This window comes from Microbacterium sp. BE35, assembly GCF_031457705.1.
GTDB classification, from domain to species: Bacteria; Actinomycetota; Actinomycetes; order Actinomycetales; family Microbacteriaceae; genus Microbacterium; species Microbacterium trichothecenolyticum.
The window spans coordinates 238,860-257,034 of sequence record NZ_JAVDXD010000001.1 but is presented as its reverse complement, the minus strand read 5'-3'; the positions used below and the strand labels follow the sequence as shown (position 1 = coordinate 257,034).

Here is an 18,175-nt window from a genome sequence, read left to right as displayed (position 1 = left end):
CGACGCAGTGCCATCAAAGGAGATGCCGTAATGAACAATCCCGCTGCTGGACGGTGGAGGGGGGCTGCCGCCACGGTGGTCGCGGCCCTCGTCGCCGCAACCCTGATCGCGGTGCCCTCCACCGCGCAGGCCGCCGACCCGACCATCGCCAACCCGAGCTTCGAATCCGGCGACCTCACCGGCTGGACGTCGGTGGAAGGGGAGGCGTTCTCCGACGCCAACGTCTCCGACGCCACCGATTGGGGTTGGGGTTGCTGCTTCAACCCCGACGGCACCTACCATCTGTGGGGTGCGGCGGCGGGCGGCGACGCGCCCACCGGGATCCTCCGCTCCAGCGAGTTCACACTCGGCGGCATCGGGGAGGTCAGCTTCCTCATCGGCGGCGGAAACGACATCAACAACCTGTACGTCGCCCTGCACCGCGCATCGGACGGTTCGGAGATCCGACGTGCCACGAACACGGCCTTCGCGGACTCGGAACGGCTCACACGAGTGGTGTGGGACGTGTCCGCCGAACTCGGCGAGACGCTGTACCTCGAGGTCGTCGACAACGCCTCCGGCGGATGGGGACACATCAACGTCGACGACTTCAGGACCTTCACCGAACAATCGATCGCGAACGTCACCAACCCGAGCTTCGAGACGGGCGACCTCAGCGGTTGGACCGTGACCGCCGGCGATGCATTCTCCGACGCCCACGTCAGCGACGCCACCGACTGGGGATGGGGCGGCCCGTTCAACCATGACGGCACGTACCACCTGTGGGGTGCCAGCACGGGCGGCGATGCGCCGACCGGCGCGCTGCGGTCATCGACTTTCACCCTGACCGGCACCGGAACGATCGAATTCCTGATCGGCGGCGGCAACGACATCGACAACCTGTACGTCGCACTGCACCGCGCGTCCGACGGCGCCGAACTGATGCGGGCGACCAACACCGGCTTCGCCGACTCCGAGGCCTACAACCTGGTGCGCTGGGATGCTTCCGCCCACCTCGGTCAGGACCTGTACTTCGAGATCGTCGACAACGCGACCGGCGGCTGGGGTCACATCAACGTCGACGCATTCGACACCACCGTCGAAGTCGTCGGCTATGAGTTCGCGAACGCGGGCTTCGAATCCGGCACCCTCGACGGCTGGACGGCCGTCGGTGACGCGTTCACTCCCCAGCATGTCAGCGAGTCGACCACCACGCCGGACGGAGATCCGTTCGACGCCGAAGGCCGATTCCATCTCTGGGGCGGTGCGTTGCAGGACGACACCGCGGTCGGGACGCTCGAGTCCCCCCGATTCCGCATCGGCGGGCAGGGCAAGATCGAACTGCTGGCCAGCGGCACCGCGGACCCGGGTATCTACATCGCAGTGGTCTCCGATGACGGGACCACGGAGATCGCACGGTCCCTGCTGCCTGCAACTGGCGAACCGTACACCGCCGTCAGCCTCGACGTCTCCGAGCATCGCGGTCAGATGGCGCGTCTGCGCCTGGTGGATGCCTCGACCGAGGGTCACCTGAACGCGGACGGCATCCGCACACTCGTCAACACGCCCATGCAGTGGAAGTTCGACGAGACATCCGGCGCGACCGCTGACGGAGGCGCCTCCCACGCCGACCCCGTCGCCTACGTCTTCAACGACGCGGCGTTCAAACCTGACAGCGACCCGCTGTGGACGAAGGGCATCGTCGGCGGAGCGTTGCTGTTCGACGGGTACTCCACGTACATCGAACGGCCCGCCGCGGAAGCGATGACGCCCAGCGGCACGCTGTCCATCAGCGCCTGGGTCGCCCCCCGCTCCTACGAATGGGGAGATCTCGGTCAGGCATCCGCGATCGTAAACCAGCACGACGCCAAAGCCAAGACCGGATACCTGCTGGGCATGTACCGGCACGGAGCCTGGGGACTCGAACTGGGCGACGGCGTCAACTGGCACACCATCCGCGCCGACGGCGACGCCGCGCTGCCCACTTACGAGTGGAGTCACGTCGCGGCCACGTACGACGCTGCGTCCGGGCTCATGCGGCTCTACCTCAACGGCGAAGTGGTCGCCGAGGAGAACATCGGCGAGGGGACCCGGATCCTCGCCGCCGCGAATCAGCCCCTTCTGGTGGGCCGCCACAACAACGCCGCGGTCATCAACGGCACCTTCCGCGCCAACATGTGGAACGGGGCGATCGACGAGTTGACGGTGACCGATGACGCGTGGTCCGCGGAGGACATCGCCGCCGCGGCCGACCCCGGCGCGGAGCCGTCGGCACCGGACATCCAGCCCGACCGTGCCCGGTTCGACGGCGACCGCTATCGCCCCCAGTACCACTTCCTGCCCGCCGAGCACTGGATGAACGAACCCCACGCCCCCGTCTACTACGACGGCAAATACCACATCTTCTACCAGCACAACCCGCAGGGACCGTACTGGCATCAGATCCACTGGGGTCACGCCGTGAGCGAGGACATGGTGCACTGGGAGGACCTGCCGGTGGCGATCTCCCCACAGCAGCCGGTGACCCCCGACGGGGTGTGGTCGGGGAGTGCGACGCTCGACGCGGACGGGAGGCCGGTGCTGTTCTACACCGCAGGCAACGACGCCGCCGTGCCGAACCAGGCCACCGGGCTGGCCTGGCCCGCGGACGTGGGCGACTCCGACCTCACCGACTGGATCCTCGAGCCGAAGCCGGTCACCACGCAGACGCCGGACCTCACCTCTCCGGTCGGCCGGCCCTGGTTCGGGCAGTTCCGAGACCCGTTCGTGTGGAAGGAGACCGCCGAGGACGGCAAGCCGATCTGGTACCAGATCGTCGGATCGGGCATCGTCGACGGTGGTACACGGGTGGGCGGCACGGCCCTGCTCTACACCTCGCGTGACCTGGTGAACTGGGAGTACCACAACCCGCTGTTCATCGGGGACGCGGTCAAGTATCCCAAGACCGGCCAGGTCTGGGAGCTGCCCGTGCTGCTGCCGGTGGGTGCGGTCGACGGCGTCGAGAAGCACGTCCTCGTCGTGAACCCCTGGTTCGACGGCTACAACCCGAACACGGCCAAGAACACCTACTACTGGGTCGGGGAGTGGGACCAGGAGACCCTCACCTTCACGCCCGACCAGGAGGAACCGCGCATGTGGGACTACGGCGAGCACTTCACCGGCCCGTCCGGGATGGTCGACCCCGACGGCCGAGCCATCCTCTTCACGATCACGCAGGACGGCCGCAGCGAGGGCGATCACTATGACGCCGGCTGGGCGCACTCCATGGGCCTTCCGGTGAGCCTGGGGCTGCTGCCCGACGGCGACGTCGGCATCCAGCCCATCGAGGAACTCCGCTCGCTGCGCGACGAGAAGGTCGTCGACCTGAAGAACAAGACGGTCGCGCAGGCCAACGCAACACTCGAAGCCCGGCATAGCCGCCTCACCGACCTGCTCGAAGTGGAGCTGGAACTCCAGCTCAAGAACACCCAGTCCGTCGCCGGGCTGGAGGTCCGTCGCAGCACCGACGGCACCGAACGCACCGCCATCACCGTCGACCAGGCTGCGGACACGATCGGCATCGACCGGACGTTCTCCTCGCTGGACCCGGACACCCGCAAGGGCGTCCATCAGGGCGCGCTCGAGGTAGGACCGAACGGCAAGGTCACCGTACACACCTACATCGACCGCTCCGTCGTCGAGGCGTACGTCAACGGCGAGAAGTCGCTCACCAGCCGGGTCTACCCGACTCTCGCAGACGCGGTGGGTGTGCGTGTCATCGGTGATGAGACCGTCAAGGTCAAGTCGCTGAAGATCTGGAACCTCGACGGCGCATACGGCGATGTGGCCCCCTCCCAGTTCGAGCAGCCGCGGCCGCCCGCCGCCGAAGGCCTCGCCAACGGCGACTTCCAGAGCTGCGACCTGAGCGGCTGGACTGTCCTGGACGGCAACGCGTTCACCGACGCCACCGTCACCGAGCGTGACGACTGGGGATGGGGCGGGCCGTTCCGACAGGCGAACGCGTGGGGAAGCGGCGACCGCTGCCATCTGTGGGGATTCGACGAATCCGTCGGCGACGCCGCCACCGGCGCGATCCGGTCGACGACGTTCACACTCGCCGGCGACGGGATCGTGGACCTGTTGACCGCGGGTGGATACGACCCGGACAACCTCTACGTCGCGGCGATCCGAGCCTCCGACGGGGAAGTGCTCGGCAAAGTGACCGGAAACGAGCAGGAAGGACTGCGCGCGCAGTACCAGCGCCAGAGCCTCGACCTGTCCGCGCATCTGGGCGAGGAACTCTACATCGAGATCGTCGACCGTGCCGCCGGAGGCTGGGGGCACATCAGTGTGGACGACATCAACGCCCCCTCAGTCGCGAGAGATACCACCGCCCCGATCGCCACGATCGACGCGGACCCGAAGGATCCGACCGGACGCGACGGCTGGTACATCGACGACCTCACCCTCACCGCCGCCGCCACCGACGATGTCGACACGGCGCCGAGTCCGGAGGTCTCCCTGGACGGCGCCGAGTACACCTCCTACACCGGACCGGTCACCTTGACCGCCGATGGCGACCACACCGTCTCGGTGCGCGCCACGGACGCCGCCGGCAACACTTCGGAGACCGTGACCTGGGCAGGGAAGCTGGACAAGACCGCGCCCGCGGTGACGGCGACGGGCACCGCGAATCCGAAGCACGTGACCCTCGCCGCCACCGATGCCACATCCGGTGTCGCCGCGATCGAATATGCGATCATCACCAAACCCGGCGAGCAGCCCAAGAAGTGGAGGACCTACACGGCGCCCATAGGCATCGACAAACCCAAGGCCCGCGTCGCTTATCGCGCCATCGATGCCGCCGGAAACGTCAGCGCAGTGCAGGAGTATGAGTTCGCCCCCGCCACAGAGGTGAAGACCACCACCAGGGTGACGGTCGATCGGCACTTCGTGAAGCGGAACGGTGAAGTCCGACTCGCCGTGAAGGTCAGCGCTGCGGATGGCAGCACGCCGGTCGGGAAGGTCACGCTCGCCGACAACGGACGCCCGGTGACGACCCAGACGCTGTCCGCGGACGCTAGCGGCCTTCTCACGCTCACCGCGTCGGGGGTTGAGCGAGGGCTCCATGTGTATGAGGTGACCTTCACCGGACCCGGATACACGTCGTCTGTCGGTCCGCGCAGATTGGTGGCGGCCATCTAGCGACAGCGCTCTCGATTGCGCGGGTGACCGGTGAGACCAGTCACCCGCGCATTCGCTTGCACCGTTGACGGACGCTCTGCTACTTCGTGTGGGGGACACCACCCTGCAAATGGGGTGTCCCTTAGGGCGACGTCGTGGCGCGTCATAGAGTTGGACAGGTGAGGGAGCCGTCGTATGCGAAGGGCATGGCGCGCCGCGAGGAGATGCTCGAGGCCGCGATACACGCGATCGCGGGCGCCGGCTTTCGGCGGCTGAGCCTGCGCGAGATCGCCCGCGAGAGCGGTGTCCAGTCGGCTCATCTCGTCTACTACTTCGGATCGAGGGACGGACTCTTGCGAGCCGTGATCGAGCGGTGGGATGCCGACACTCAGGTCGCGCGCGCAGCGGAGGCTGATCCTGACCGTCCACTCGACTTCCTCGTGGAGCACGTGCGCCTGAATCTGTACGTGCCCGGGCTGGTGCATCTGCTGCACTCGTTCTCGGCGGAGGCTATCGCACCGGGGCACGAAGCGCATGCGTTCTTCCGCGAGCGATACGAGCAGGTCGCGCAGGGGATCGCCGAGTCGGTCGCGGCAGAGCAGGCGGCAGGTCTGATCCCGGCCGATCTTGATCCTGCTGACGAGGCGCAGAGGCTGATCGCGGTATCCGACGGGGTCCAGCTTCAGGCGCTCCTGGACGAGCGGGTGGATGCGGTGGCGCTGCTGGCGGGCGCGGTCGAGGCTCTGCGTTCCCTCGCCGACGATCCGACGGTCCGCCTTGGCGACGAGTCCGTGCCGCTGTTGACCTCGCTCCGCAAAGGCCTCGCTTCTCCGGTGTGAACACAGAGCGGCCCCGGCGTCACCGACACGCCGGGGCCGCTCTGCCGCTGGTCAGTTCGCAGGGGAGAAGCCGAACAGCGACGGGTAGGAGTTGGTGGGCCACATCTCCACGGTGGTGGCGTTGTCGTGTGCGAAGCTGCCCTGTTTGCGGTACCAGGGAGCGAACCACGCTTGGTCGGTGATGTAGGCGTTGAGGTCCTTCACCGCCTGATCGGATTCCTCGGGAGTGCCGAGTTGAATCGTGCTGATGTACTCGTCGACCTTCGGGTCTTGGGTGTGGAAGGGGTTGAAGGTGGCGTCGGGGGCGAGCATGAAGTTGATCAGCTGCCAGTCCGGGTTCTGCTCCAGCGACATCCAGGTGGCGGGGTACTTCGGCGCCAGCATGTCGGTGATGAAGTTGCCCGTGCCGGGGTCGGTGTAGTTGACGGTGATCCCGATGTCGGCGAGCTGCTGTCCGACCAGGTCGAACGTGGTCTGGAACGCCGGCGTCGTCATCATGTTCAGTGTGAAGCCGTCGGGGTGGCCCGCCTCGGCCAGGAGCGCCTTGGCTGCTTCAGGATCGTAGGAGTAGGTGTCGTCCAGCGCCGGGTCGAAGCCGACTGAAGTCGGAGGGAAGACCTGCTCGGTCAGCGTGCCGTAGCCGTCCTGAAGTGCGGCGAGCAACGCCTCGCGGTCGAAGGCCATGTTGATCGCCTGGCGCACCCTGACGTCGGCGAGCTCGGGCGCCATCGTCCCGTCGCGGTCGAGCAGCAGGATGCCGTGGAAGTCGAGCTCGTTGGACGCGATACTCCAGCCGGACGCCTCCACTTCGCCGATCGCATCGTTGTTGACCAGGGGCAATCCGTTGGCCTCGCCGGCTTTCATCGCGTTGAGCGCTGCGGTGGGGTCATCGATGACGTTGATGGTCAGGTTGTCGTAGGTGACGGCGTCCGGGTTCCAGTAGTCCGGGTTGGCCGTGTAGACGTACGTCGTGCCGGTGACGGTCGACGCGGTGTCGAGCACGTACGGGCCGGAGCCGATCGGCTCGGTGGCGGAGTCCGGGTCGTCGAAGGTGGACGGCGCCTGGATGAGGCCCGGGGCGATCGAGAGCATGTTGACCAGGGACGGGTCGGGCGCGTCCTGCGTGATGGTCACGGTCGTGGCGTCGACGGCGGCGAACTCCTTGCCGGCGAGCGTCGCGGCCTGCGGCGAGGTCCCGTCGCGGAAGCGCTCGAGGCTCGCGACGACTGCTTCGGCGTCGAGCTTGGTGCCGTCGGTGAACTCGACGTCGTCGCGCAGCGTCAGCGTGAGCACGGTGTTGTCGTCGTTGTACTCCCACGCGGTCGCCAGCCACGGCTCGATCTCGCCCTCGGGGTTCTTCTGCAGCAGCGTGTCGAACACTGCCTGGAAGAAGACGCTGCGGTTGCCGTACTCTGCGCCCTGCCCCACGTCGTAGCTGGTCGGTGCGGCGATCGCGATCAATGTGAGCCGATCGGCTCGGCCCGAGGCCGAGCTGCCGCCTCCCGCGTCACCGCCGGCACACCCCGCGAGCGCGAGCGACGTGACGACCGCGAGGGCTGCTGTGGCCTTCCATCGGAACATCCTTGGTCCCTTCGTAGGGGGCGATCCGCCGATGGACCTCCCTGGCGGGAGAAGCTAGCAGCATGTTTTTAGCATTGTCAAAGATTATCTTGATGGTCAAGACAGAATCTTTTACGATGCTAAAGTCACCGTGTCGCAGACGACCGAAGGAGCGCTGATGCTGCCCACAACCTTGCCCGAACCGGATCTCCACCTCCCCGAGCGGGGTGAACCGGTCTTGCGCTGGGGCGTGGTCGGCGCCGGATGGATCGCAGGATTCTTCGTCGCCGCCGTGCAGGCGCACACTGCCCAGAAGGTGGTCGCCGTCGCTGCGCGAGTCAGCGCTCGGGCGGAGAGCTTCGCCCGAGCCCACGGCATCCCGACTGCCCACGCCGCCGTCGACGCGCTCTTCGACGACCCTGGCATCGATGTCGTGTACATCGCGGCTCCGCAGAGCGAGCACCTCTCGCTGGGACTGCGAGCCATCGCTGCCGGCAAGCACGTGCTCATCGAAAAGCCTCTCGCCACGAATGCCGCCGACGCGCAACGGCTGGTCGACGCGGCGCGTGCCGCCGGGGTCTTCCTCATGGAGGCGATGTGGACGCGCTATCTGCCGCAGACGCTGGTGATCCGCCGCCTCATCGATGACGGGATCCTCGGAGAGGTGCGGAGTGTCATCTCCGACCACGGCCAGCCGCTCGCCGATGATCCGAACCACCGGCTGCTCGAAGCCGGCACCGGCGGTGGCGCGCTGCTGGACCTCGGCATCTACCCGATCCAGCTCGACTCGATGGTGCTCGGTGAGCCGGCGTCGATCACCGCTGTCGGTTCGCTGACGGCGACCGGCGTCGACGCCTCGTCCACGATCGTCCTCGGACACGGCTCCGAGCAGTCGACGCTGATGACATCGCTCCTCACCCGCACACCCACCGTGGCGTCGATCTGCGGAACGGACGCGCGCATCGACATCGACGGCCCGTTCCACATTCCGACGGGCTTCGCCCTGCGGTCCCTCGACCTCTTCGAGAGGCCGGTCGTCTGGTCCGACACGACGGGCGTGTCCCTCATGGACGGACTTGCTTGGGAGGCGACGGCACTCGCCGGCTACGTCGGCGAAGGGCGTGGCGAGTCCCCCTTGCACACTCACGCCGAGACCGTCTCCATCCTCACCACGATCGACGAGGCACGCCGGCAGCTGGGAGCGCGCTGATGGGATACGCCCGCACACTCGCGGATCGACAAGTGGCGCGCGTCCACGTATACGACGTGACCACGGGGGAAGCCACACTCCTCCATGTCGACGCCGAGGTCCTGCTGGAAGCGCCCAACTGGACGGCCGGCGGCGACCTGATCCTCAACGGCGACGGAACTCTCTGGCGGATGCCGGCCGATGGGTCGCAGCACCCGAGGCCGATCGAACTGAGCGAACTGCCGGAGCTGAACAACGACCACGTGCTCGCCCCCGACGCCGACACGATCTACGCCTCGGCCAACGACGGGCACATCTACGCCGCCTCCCTCTCGACGATGGCGGTCCGAAGGGTGACGGTTGATGGAGCGCCCCACTGGCACTTCCTCCACGGTGTCAGCCCCGACGGTGAGCACCTCGCCTATGTCGCGCTCGATCCCGAAGAGGGCTGGGACAGTGGCACGATCCACATCATCCACGCCGACGGAACGTGGGATGCGCCCCTGACCGTGGGCCGCGGGCCGGACGACGGATCGGAGTACGCACCCGACGGTGAGTGGATCTACTTCAACACGGAACGATTCAGCCACAAACCCGGGCACGCCCAGATCGCCCGAATCCGGCCCGACGGCACGGATCTGCAGCAGCTGACGTCGGACGAGCGAGTGAACTGGTTCCCGCACATCGATCCGACCGGCCGGAGCGCCGTGTATCTCAGCTTCCCTCCCGGAACGCAGGGTCATCCCGCCGATCGAGCTGTGCAACTGCGTCTGGTCGACGCGCCACATGATCCGCAGGCGTGGGCGCGGAGCGCGATCGCCGTCGAGCTCGCCGGCGGGCAAGGCACGATCAACGTGAACAGCTGGTCACCCGACGGCACGCGTTTCGCCTATGTGGACTACCCCGTCGGCGTGTCCGCACTCGATCGAGGACAGGAATGATGGACGACGATCTCACTGCCCTCCAGGCTGAAGAGGCCGAGCTGGAATGGGACCGCTTCGGAGTCGACGACGCCTGGGAGCTGGGCAACGCGGTCAGAGCGATCGCGCACGAGCGCGGCCAGAGCGTCACCATCGACATCCGACGCGTCAACGGCATGATCCTCTTCCGAACCGCACTCGCCGGGGTGACTGTCGACCAGGACGACTGGGTGCGCCGCAAGAGCGCGGTGGTGTTCCGTTTCGACACCAGCTCCGCCTTGTTCGCAGCACGCATGGCCGCGGCGGGCTTCGACCCCACGCAAGTGGGATGGCTCACCGCGGCCGACTACGCCGTCACCGGCGGCTCGGTCCCCATCCGCGTCCGAGGCGCAGGGGTGGTCGCGGCCCTCACCATCTCGGGGCTCTCGTCCGAGGAGGACCACGCGCTCGCGACGGAGGCCATTCGCGCGGCCATCGGCTGATCGGCCACGCGCCTGCCGGGCGCTGTGCTCGTCCCGACGAGCGTCCGAGATCGACGTGGCCCCGATCCTCCGGCTGCGCGACAGCGCGGCCCCGCCTGCGCCCGCGAGTCGGCCGTCAGCCGCGCAGCTGGGGGTAGAGCACCTCGATCGGCGCGGCGAGCGCCGACCTGACCTGTGCGCTGAGCTCGTCGGCGATGACTTCGTAGGCATCGTTCTCCACGCCGTCGAGCACCGCGGCAACGAGATCGCTCGGGTTCATCTTGGGGCCGTCGGCGTGGGCCGCCATCGCCGTGTCGACGTAGCCGACGTGAACCCCGGTGACGAGCACCCCGCGCGGTGCCAGCTCGAGCCGTAGGGAGTTGGTCGCAGACCAGAGCGCGGCCTTGGAGGCGCTGTACGGTCCACCGAAGGCGTACCAGCTTGCGACGGAGTGCATGTCGATCAGCACAGCGTTCGTCGCGGAGGTGAGGGTCGGTGCAAACGCGCGCGCAACGGCGAGAGGTGCGAAGAAGTTGATCTCCATCACCTGTCGCAGGTCGGCGTCAGTGACGTCGAGCATGCTGGCGGTCTGCGGCAGTCCGCCGGCGTTGTTGATGAGCACGGTGACGTCCCCGGCCGTAGCGACCGCATCGGCGATCGACTCGGCGTCGGTGACGTCGAGCGCGAGGGGGACGATGCGATCGTCGTTCCACTCGCGGGGGTGGCGCGCGGTGGCGTAGACCTTGGCTGCGCCGCGGGCGAGGACGCCATGGACGAATTGGGTCCCGATGCCGCCGTTGGCGCCGGTGACGAGGACGACGGCGTTGCTGAGAGATGTCATTGGGCCGCTTTCTCGAGGCTGGTATTTGTGAGAGTACTCAAACATGAGTATACTCAGAAAATGCGAGCGGAGAGAGGCTTGCGATCGACATCGGAGGAGTGGGGCAATGCGAGCGTTCGTCATCGACAGGTACAAGGGCGATCTTCACGAGGCGGACGTGGCCGAACCCGCTGTCGGCGAGCACGATGTCCTCGTGCGCGTCGCGGCCGCTGGGGTCAATCAGCTGGATGAGAAGGTCCGCACCGGTGAGTTCCGCCAGATCCTCCCGTATCGATTCCCCTTGGCGCTCGGTCACGACGTCTCGGGTACGGTCATCCGTGTCGGGTCGAAGGTCGACGGCTTCGGCCCCGGCGACCTGGTCTACGCGCGCCCCCGGGACGGGCGCATCGGAGCCTTCGCCGAGGCCATCGCGATCGACGAGACCGACGTCTCGCTCGCGCCGTCTTCGATCAGCGCCGTGGAAGCGGCATCCCTGCCGCTCGTCGCGCTAACCGCTTGGCAGTCCCTGGTGGAGCGAGGCGACGTTCAGCCGGGGCAGAAGGTCCTCATCCATGGTGGCAGCGGGGGTGTGGGCACGATCGCCATCCAGCTCGCCAAGCACCTCGGTGCGCACGTGGCAACCACGGTGTCGGCTGCGAACGCAGATTTCGTCCGCGAGCTCGGAGCCGACGAGGTCATCGATTACGAGACGCAGGACTTCGCAGACGTTCTCCACGGCTACGACCTGGTACTGGACAGCCTCGGAGGCGAGAACCTCGAGAAGTCCCTCCGGGTGCTCACGCCCGGTGGCAAGGCCATCGGCATCGCGGGGCCGCCGGATCCTGCCTTCGCGCGCACTGCGGGCCTGAACCCGCTGTTGCGCCTGGCGATCGCCGGGGTGAGCCGCCGGATCCGATACCAGGCTCGAAAGCTCGGCGTCTCCTACGAATTCCTTTTCATGCGCGCGAGCGGCGACCAACTGCGACGCATCGCCGCGCTCATCGACCAGGGCGCGGTGCGTCCTGTCGTCGGACACGTCCACGGGTTCGCCGACACCCCTCAGGTGCTCGCCGGCCTCCCTTCATCTCGCATTCGAGGGAAAGCCGTCATCTCGATCGCCGACGTGCCCGCAGCCCCCGACTCCATCACCGACACCCGATCCGAGAGGGTCTCATCATGAGCTCGACGAACAGCGAACCCTTGGTCACGTCGTATGCGCAGGCGCCGACGAAGACCATCACCGCGGGCGGCACCACCTACGCGTACCGCGAGCTCGGCCCGAAGGGCGGCATCCCCGTCATATTCTTCGTGCATCTGGCCGCAACGCTGGACAACTGGGATCCTCGCATCGTCGATCCGATCGCGCAGACCCGCCATGTGATCACATTCGACAACGCTGGGGTCGGCGCCTCGTCGGGCACTGTGCCGCCGACGATCGAGGAGGCCGCCGCCGACGCGTACGCCTTCATCACCGCCCTCGGATTCGACACCATCGACATCTTCTCGTTCTCGATGGGCGGCATGATCGCGCAGGACCTCGTCGTGGCGCACCCCACACTGGTGCGAAAGCTGATCCTGACCGGCACGGGGCCGCGAGGCGGCAAGGACATGGACAAGGTGGTCCGCGTGACCTACTGGGACATCCTTCGCTCGGTCCTCACCCGGTCGGATCCGAAGGAGTTCCTGTTCTTCAACCGCGACGAGGTCGGAAAGAAGGCGGGCAAGGCGTTCGTGGAGCGACTCGAAGAGCGGACGACCGGCCGGGACAAGCCCATCAGCACGAAAGCTTTCCGAGCGCAGTTGCAGGCCATCCAGCGTTTCGGTCGCTCTCAGCCGTCAGACCTGTCGAGGATCACCCAGCCGACGCTGATCGCCAACGGCGACAACGACCGCATGGTCCCGTCTGTGCTCTCGCGCGACCTCCACTCACGGATCGCCGGCAGCGAGTTGATCATCTACCCGAACTCGGGGCACGGCGGCATCTTCCAGTATTGGGAGACGTTCGCACCCGTTGCCGCGACGTTCCTCGCGAAGTAGACCCAGACTCAACCCTGCGGTCACGACAGCCACTGCGGCGAGGGGATTCACCATGGGCACGACACCATCGACGCCCAGCGCATCGATGCCATCGTCCCGTTCGCCTCTGCCGTTCACGCGTACGTCGTCGCGGCCGCGCTGACGTACGTCCGAGACGGCCGGATTCTCCCTCAGTACGAGGAGTAACGGTTGCCAGAGGCAGCCGCAGTCAGGGGAGAATGGTGCCCGGCGCGCTCACGTCGGTGAGGCGGTGACGGCGCCTCCTGCCGCACGCCGACATCCCAGACAGCCGGAGGAGAACACATGACTCTCGCATCCTCGCCGGTTGGGCGACGTGAACGGAACAAGCAGCAGAAGCTCGACCGCATCATGGATGCCGCTCGCGAACTGTTCGCCCAGTACGGCGTCGACGAGGTCACGACGCAGCAGATCGCGGAGAAGGCCGACATCGGCGCGGGGACCCTGTTCCTCTACGCGAAGACGAAGGGCGAGCTCCTCCTCCTCGTGCAGAACGACGCCTACGCCGCCGCGCTCGACCAGGGCACGCAGGATGCCGCAGCGGAGTCCGGCGTCGTCGAAGCCGTCCTGGCTCTGATCCGCCCGATCGTGGAGTGCAACCGCGCCCAGGTGGACAACGGGCGCACCTATCTTCGCGAGATGGTGTTCGGAGATCCCGACGAGCCCCGTCACCGTGAAGCGCTGGACATCGTGGCCAAGACGGAAGAGGTGGTCGCGACGACGCTCCAGCGCGCGGGCGGCATCGAGGAGATCCGTGCGGCGGCATCGGCGCGAATCGTCTCCGCAGTCATGTTCCTCAGCATGGCGGCGAGTGTGAATGTCGATTCCAGTGTCGATGAGATCATCCAGCAGATCGCGCAGCAGCTTCGCGTGCTTCTTCCGCCGTCGACGGAAGGCCGCGGTTAGCGGCCGGCCCGGTGCTCACGCGATGCGAGCGAGGTCGGGCGAAGTGACTTCATCGGCGAGCACGCCGCTGCGCACGAATCGCTCGACCTCGGCGACGACGTGATCGCCGATGCGGCGCAGTTCATTGCCGATGGAACCCGCGATGTGGGGCGTGAGCGTCGCGCCGGGCAGAGAGAAGAGCAGATGCCCCTGCGGCAGCGGCTCGGGGTCGGTGACGTCGAGCACCGCGCGCAGCCGATCGGCCCTGAGCTCGTCCACGAGGGCGTCGGTGTCGACCAGGGAGCCGCGGGCGGTGTTGATCAGGGTGGCTCCATCGGTCATGAGCGCGAGTTCCGCGCGCCCGATCAAGCGATACGTCTCGGGCAGAGCGGGAGCGTGTATCGTCACGACGCGTGACCGCGCGAGAAGCTCCGGCAGCGACACCAGCTGCGCTCCCAGCGCGGTCGCCTCGGCGTCGGTGAGGGAGGGGTCGAACAGCAGGCAGTCGACGTCGAAGGGGCGCAGGAGTTCGACCACCCGTCGGCCGATGCGGGAGGCGCCGATCACGCCCACGGTGATGCCGAAGGCGCCCACGTCGCCGCGCGGGCGGGCCGCGACCATGTCGTGAGCGAGCGAGAAATCGCGGGCGGACCGCAGCGCGTCGTTCGCGCTAAGCAGGATCGCTGCGAGCGTGTACTCGGCGACCGGGATGGCGTTCGCGCCCGCGGCGCTGGACACGCGGATACCTCGCTCCCAGACGGCCGGGGTCACCAGGCGCTTCACGGAGCCGGCTGCGTGCACCACCGCACGCAGTCGCGGCCACTGGGCGAGCGTCGCCTCGTCGAGGCGCGGCGCGCCCCAGCCCGTGATGAGGATCTCGATATCAGCCGTCGATGCGGGGACGGCGACGGCACGCGGAGTCAGCACCTCGCCGTGGACGTCGACGATGCGGTCGAGGTCCTCACGAGCGCGGGCGCCGAACAGATCGAGCGCGAGCTGGGGCGATTCCATCGCCAGCAGCGCGGGCGGCCGGGTCACGCGGTGACCTCGCCGCCGGTGGGAACCACATCGACAGCGCCGTCCGGCCAGCGCACGACGACGGCATCCGACCGCACCTCGACGGCGGGCTCGATGGTCAGGTCGAGGCCGGCGCCGACGGTGCCCAGCGCGATGAGCGCGGCGACCACGTCGCCCGATGCCACAGGCGCGGGGTCGGCGGCCCACGGGGTGACGGTGCCGGGTGCGAAGGCGTCGCGGTCCGTGCGATGGGTCAGGCCCGTGTCGGTGAGACGGCGCACGCCCCGCACCGTCGTGGTCAGCCCGTCGGGCCTGGTCGCGTGACCGTCGGCGCCGGTCCACTCGCCGGCCTCGACGGGCAGGGGCCAGCCGCCGATGCGGAAGGTCCATGGTCCCGGATCGGCGGGCCAGACGGAGTCGGCGTCGGCGGCCGCCGACGGCGCCGCGATCTCGGGTGAGGGCGTCCACCAGGCCAGGCGCAGCTCGTGCACGCCGTTCACCACGGACGCGACGGTGACGCACGGCCCGCGCCGCAGCGACGCCCACCCGGCGACGTCCGCGGATGCGGCATCCGTCCCGCGGTCGAGCCAGTGCACGCGGGAGCGCGACACCGCGACGCGCCCCGCCACGTGGATCGTTTCGATCGCGTCGCGATGCGACGGGTGCCCGCCGGCGTCGAGGAGGGCGACGTGGGACTCCAACGGCCGCGCGACGCCCGTGCGGCTGAGCGCGGGTGACGTCGACGTCGAGTAGCCGACGCGCTGGTAGAACGGGTTGTCGGCGCGGGGGAGCCCGGTGGGTCCGCGGAAGCCGTCGGACCCGTGGTTGAGCACGCGCACCACACCGTCCCGCTCGGAGCGCACCACCAGCCACCCGGGCGCTCGCAGCGCGCGCACGCTCACGGCGGCCCGGTCGGGAGGCGGAGCCGCGGTCGACCACTCCGGGTGCTCGGGAGGGAGCAGGAGTCCCAGCATCCCCTTGCTCGCCCAGTACGGAGAGGACGAGCCGGTGTACACCTGCCGGATCAGCGGGAACTCGCGATGCCACCCGATCGAGAGCAGACCGCGTTCGTCGACGCTGCCAGAGGCGAGGAACCGGTCGAGGACCGAATCGGCGAGGGCACGGGTCGCGCCCCTCTCCAGCGGCGTGGCGTCTGCCGCGGCGCCCACCCAGAACGGCGCGAACATCGCGAAGCGGTAGGTGAGCGAGCGGCCCTGGAAGAGCGGATCGCCGTGCGAGCCGATCAGATCGCGCGCCTGCTCGAGGAACGCCCGCAGCCGGTCGCGGTGGAGAGGCTCGAGATCGACGCCCCGGATGCGCGCATGAAGGAACGGGTAGACGTGCCATGCCCAGCCGGCGTAGTAGTCGAAGCTGCGGCGGACGCCGTCGGGCCCGGTGCCGTCCGAGTACCAGCCGTCGCCGATGTACAGGCTCTCCTGGATCTCGGCGTTGCGGTCCAGGTCGTCCTGGCGCCAAGGGCCGCCCACCGAGGCCAGGAACGCCTCGATGACGTTCTGGAACCAGATCCAGTTGTTCGTGTAGCCGCCGGTGCCGACCACACCCGAGAACCAGGCGACCACGCGGTCCTGCGCGGCGCCGTCGAGTCGATCCCACAGCCACGGCCGGGTCTCCGAGAGGGCGATCGCGATGGATGCCGCCTCCACGACAGCCTGCCGGCGTTCGGCGATCGTGGGCCAGCGCTCGGGGCTTGCGGGATCCGTGCCGGCGACGAGACCCCGGGCATATCGCTCGAGGATCGCCCAGGGGTCTTCGCCGCCGGAACCCCGCGTGCGGAAGGCGGCGAGGAGGAATGTGCGGGCGAAGCCTTCGAGCCCGTCGCTCCACTTCCCGGAGGCGCTGACCGGTCCCGGCAAGGAGATCAGGGCACCGCTCGCAGACGCATGCCGGCCGACGGCCTGCAGCAGCTCGTCGGCGACGTGCTGCCACCGGTCGCGTGCGGTCGGCGGCGTCGCCGCGGCATCCGGGTACATCGTCGTCACCCGTCGATCGTGCAGTACGCTCCTGTACCCATGCGCCCATTCGGACAAATTCGATCACCGAACGGGCAGGCGGATCACACGGCGACGAACGGACTTCGCACATGACGGGACAGAACGCTCTGCCCAGAACCCGGCACGAGCACCTGCTGCGGCAGCTCGAGCTTCACGGCAGCGTCAGCGCCGCCGACATCGCCGAGCAGCTCGGCGTCTCGCAGGTGACCGTCCGGCGCGACATCGTCGAGCTCGAGCAGGCCGGCAGGCTCGCCCGCGTCCACGGCGGGGCGATCGCTCTCGGCGCTCCGCCGGTCGCGCAGCCCGCCCGGGCGAACATCGGCGTCGTGGTGCCCTCGTCGGTGAGCCATTTCCCGCAGATCGTGCGGGGGATGGACGCCGCCTCCCGGGGCGGGCGCACACGGATCGTGCTCGCGACCTCGCAGTACCGGGAGGAGCTCGAGCAGCGGCAGGTCGAGCGGCTGGTCGATGTCGGCGTCGCCGGCATCATCCTGGCCCCCACGATGCGCGGCCGCACGGAGATCGAGCTCGCCGATTGGGTGCGCACCGTGCCGGTGCCGGTGGTGTTCCTGGAGCGTCGGCTGGAGTCGACCGCCCTCGCGGCCTTCGACAGCGCCCGCACCGACCACGCGCGCGGCGCGCAGCTGGCGGTCGAGCACCTGGCGGCCCTCGGCCACGCCGCGGTCGGACTCGCCTTGTTCGACCGGACTCCGACGGCGCCGCTCATCCGGGAGGGCCACGCGTCCGCGACGGCGAGGCTCGGGCTCGCCCCCGCGCCGCACGCCGCGCTGCCGAAGGGCGAGGAGGGCGACGTCGACTCGCTCGATGACGCGCTCATCGCGTTCCTCGAGGCCTGCATCGCCGCCGGGACGCGCGCGGCGATCGTCCACACTGATGTGCACGCGGCCCGGCTGGTCGAGCTGGCGACGGATCGCGGCATCCGTGTTCCCGGCGATCTCGCGATCGTGGCGTACGACGACGACACCGCGGGACTCGCGATGGTGCCCCTCACGAGCGTCACCGCGCCTGGGCGCGATCTCGGCCAGGAGGTGCTGCGGATCGTCACGGAGCGGATCGCGGCGCCCGACCGCGTCGCGACGGCAGCGCGCCACATCACCATGCTGCCCAGGCTCACGATCCGGGAGTCGTGCGGGGCCACGGCGTGATCGTTTTTGTCCACTTGGGCACGAACGCTCGGAACGTCGATCTACCGTGTCGATGCACGCTCCCGGCGCGACCTCGCCGTGCGGGCGACGAGAGGCAACGAGCAAGGAG

General features: G+C 68.4%; 13 protein-coding genes. 9 read left to right on the top strand and 4 right to left on the bottom strand.

Annotated elements, in window-relative coordinates; all coding sequences use genetic code 11:
- Window positions 1–30: 30 nt before the first annotated feature.
- Both J2Y46_RS01190 and J2Y46_RS01185 read left to right on the top strand, forming a co-directional pair.
- Window positions 31–5,163 carry an OmpL47-type beta-barrel domain-containing protein gene (locus tag J2Y46_RS01190; protein WP_310239671.1) on the top strand — a complete coding sequence of 1,711 codons (5,133 nt, stop codon included), beginning with the start codon at window positions 31–33 and terminating at the stop codon, window positions 5,161–5,163.
- Window positions 5,164–5,321: 158 nt separating this feature from the next.
- A complete protein-coding gene (locus J2Y46_RS01185; RefSeq protein ID WP_310239669.1) occupies window positions 5,322–5,981 on the top strand; it encodes a TetR/AcrR family transcriptional regulator in 660 nt (219 codons plus the stop codon).
- A gap of 51 nt (window positions 5,982–6,032) precedes the next feature.
- Here J2Y46_RS01185 and J2Y46_RS01180 read toward each other — a convergent pair whose 3' ends face one another.
- Window positions 6,033–7,562: an ABC transporter substrate-binding protein gene (locus J2Y46_RS01180; protein ID WP_310239667.1), complete on the bottom strand. Its 1,530-nt coding sequence runs from the start codon at window positions 7,560–7,562 to the stop codon at window positions 6,033–6,035.
- 157 nt (window positions 7,563–7,719) lie between these two features.
- On the opposite strand from J2Y46_RS01180, the gene J2Y46_RS01175 reads away from it, so the two are divergent.
- From J2Y46_RS01175 to J2Y46_RS01165, 3 genes are read left to right on the top strand one after another with little or no spacing between them, the layout of a single operon-like run.
- The gene (locus tag J2Y46_RS01175; RefSeq protein WP_310239666.1) at window positions 7,720–8,751 is read left to right on the top strand and encodes a Gfo/Idh/MocA family oxidoreductase; all 1,032 of its coding nucleotides are present in this window, start codon (window positions 7,720–7,722) and stop codon (window positions 8,749–8,751) included.
- 32 nt (window positions 8,752–8,783) lie between these two features.
- On the top strand, window positions 8,784–9,671 hold the full coding sequence (locus tag J2Y46_RS01170) for a biopolymer transporter Tol (protein WP_310239664.1): 888 nt from the start codon (window positions 8,784–8,786) through the stop codon (window positions 9,669–9,671).
- Complete coding sequence (locus J2Y46_RS01165) at window positions 9,671–10,132, top strand: heme-degrading domain-containing protein (protein ID WP_310239662.1); 462 nt, start codon at window positions 9,671–9,673, stop codon at window positions 10,130–10,132. The genes J2Y46_RS01170 and J2Y46_RS01165 overlap by 1 nt, the downstream gene beginning before the upstream one ends.
- A 115-nt stretch (window positions 10,133–10,247) precedes the next feature.
- On the opposite strand, the gene J2Y46_RS01160 is transcribed toward J2Y46_RS01165, so the two are convergent.
- Complete coding sequence (locus tag J2Y46_RS01160) at window positions 10,248–10,952, bottom strand: SDR family oxidoreductase (protein WP_310239660.1); 705 nt, start codon at window positions 10,950–10,952, stop codon at window positions 10,248–10,250.
- A gap of 106 nt (window positions 10,953–11,058) precedes the next feature.
- Here J2Y46_RS01160 and J2Y46_RS01155 point away from each other — a divergent pair, with 106 nt between their 5' ends.
- From J2Y46_RS01155 to J2Y46_RS01145, 3 genes are all read left to right on the top strand, one after another.
- Window positions 11,059–12,111 (top strand): NADP-dependent oxidoreductase, encoded by a 1,053-nt coding sequence (locus J2Y46_RS01155; protein ID WP_310239658.1) that lies wholly within the window; start codon window positions 11,059–11,061, stop codon window positions 12,109–12,111.
- Window positions 12,108–12,968 (top strand): alpha/beta hydrolase, encoded by an 861-nt coding sequence (locus J2Y46_RS01150; protein ID WP_310239657.1) that lies wholly within the window; start codon window positions 12,108–12,110, stop codon window positions 12,966–12,968. The genes J2Y46_RS01155 and J2Y46_RS01150 overlap by 4 nt, the downstream gene beginning before the upstream one ends.
- Before the next feature lie 303 nt (window positions 12,969–13,271).
- Window positions 13,272–13,892, top strand: a complete 621-nt coding sequence (locus tag J2Y46_RS01145; protein ID WP_310239655.1) for a helix-turn-helix domain-containing protein — start codon at window positions 13,272–13,274, stop codon at window positions 13,890–13,892.
- Window positions 13,893–13,907: 15 nt separating this feature from the next.
- Here the strand turns inward: J2Y46_RS01145 and J2Y46_RS01140 are convergent, their stop codons facing one another.
- Window positions 13,908–14,909: a hydroxyacid dehydrogenase gene (locus J2Y46_RS01140; RefSeq protein ID WP_310239653.1), complete on the bottom strand. Its 1,002-nt coding sequence runs from the start codon at window positions 14,907–14,909 to the stop codon at window positions 13,908–13,910.
- A complete protein-coding gene (locus J2Y46_RS01135) occupies window positions 14,906–16,879 on the bottom strand; it encodes a DUF2264 domain-containing protein (RefSeq protein ID WP_310241059.1) in 1,974 nt (657 codons plus the stop codon). Before J2Y46_RS01135 ends, J2Y46_RS01140 begins: the two co-directional genes overlap by 4 nt.
- A gap of 110 nt (window positions 16,880–16,989) precedes the next feature.
- Between J2Y46_RS01135 and J2Y46_RS01130 the strand changes: the two genes are divergently transcribed.
- Window positions 16,990–18,066: a substrate-binding domain-containing protein gene (locus tag J2Y46_RS01130; protein WP_310239651.1), complete on the top strand. Its 1,077-nt coding sequence runs from the start codon at window positions 16,990–16,992 to the stop codon at window positions 18,064–18,066.
- The last annotated feature ends 109 nt before the right edge of the window (window positions 18,067–18,175 follow it).

Bases quoted from the DNA above. Each gene is read 5' to 3' on its own strand.
- J2Y46_RS01190 (WP_310239671.1), top strand. From the start codon at position 31: ATGAACAATCCCGCTGCTGGACGGTGGAGGGGGGCTGCCGCCACGGTG.
- J2Y46_RS01180 (WP_310239667.1), bottom strand. From the start codon at position 7,562: ATGTTCCGATGGAAGGCCACAGCAGCCCTCGCGGTCGTCACGTCGCTC.
- J2Y46_RS01175 (WP_310239666.1), top strand. From the start codon at position 7,720: ATGCTGCCCACAACCTTGCCCGAACCGGATCTCCACCTCCCCGAGCGG.
- J2Y46_RS01165 (WP_310239662.1), top strand. From the start codon at position 9,671: ATGGACGACGATCTCACTGCCCTCCAGGCTGAAGAGGCCGAGCTGGAA.
- J2Y46_RS01160 (WP_310239660.1), bottom strand. From the start codon at position 10,952: ATGACATCTCTCAGCAACGCCGTCGTCCTCGTCACCGGCGCCAACGGC.
- J2Y46_RS01155 (WP_310239658.1), top strand. From the start codon at position 11,059: ATGCGAGCGTTCGTCATCGACAGGTACAAGGGCGATCTTCACGAGGCG.
- J2Y46_RS01150 (WP_310239657.1), top strand. From the start codon at position 12,108: ATGAGCTCGACGAACAGCGAACCCTTGGTCACGTCGTATGCGCAGGCG.
- J2Y46_RS01145 (WP_310239655.1), top strand. From the start codon at position 13,272: ATGACTCTCGCATCCTCGCCGGTTGGGCGACGTGAACGGAACAAGCAG.
- J2Y46_RS01135 (WP_310241059.1), bottom strand. From the start codon at position 16,879: ATGTACCCGGATGCCGCGGCGACGCCGCCGACCGCACGCGACCGGTGG.
- J2Y46_RS01130 (WP_310239651.1), top strand. From the start codon at position 16,990: ATGACGGGACAGAACGCTCTGCCCAGAACCCGGCACGAGCACCTGCTG.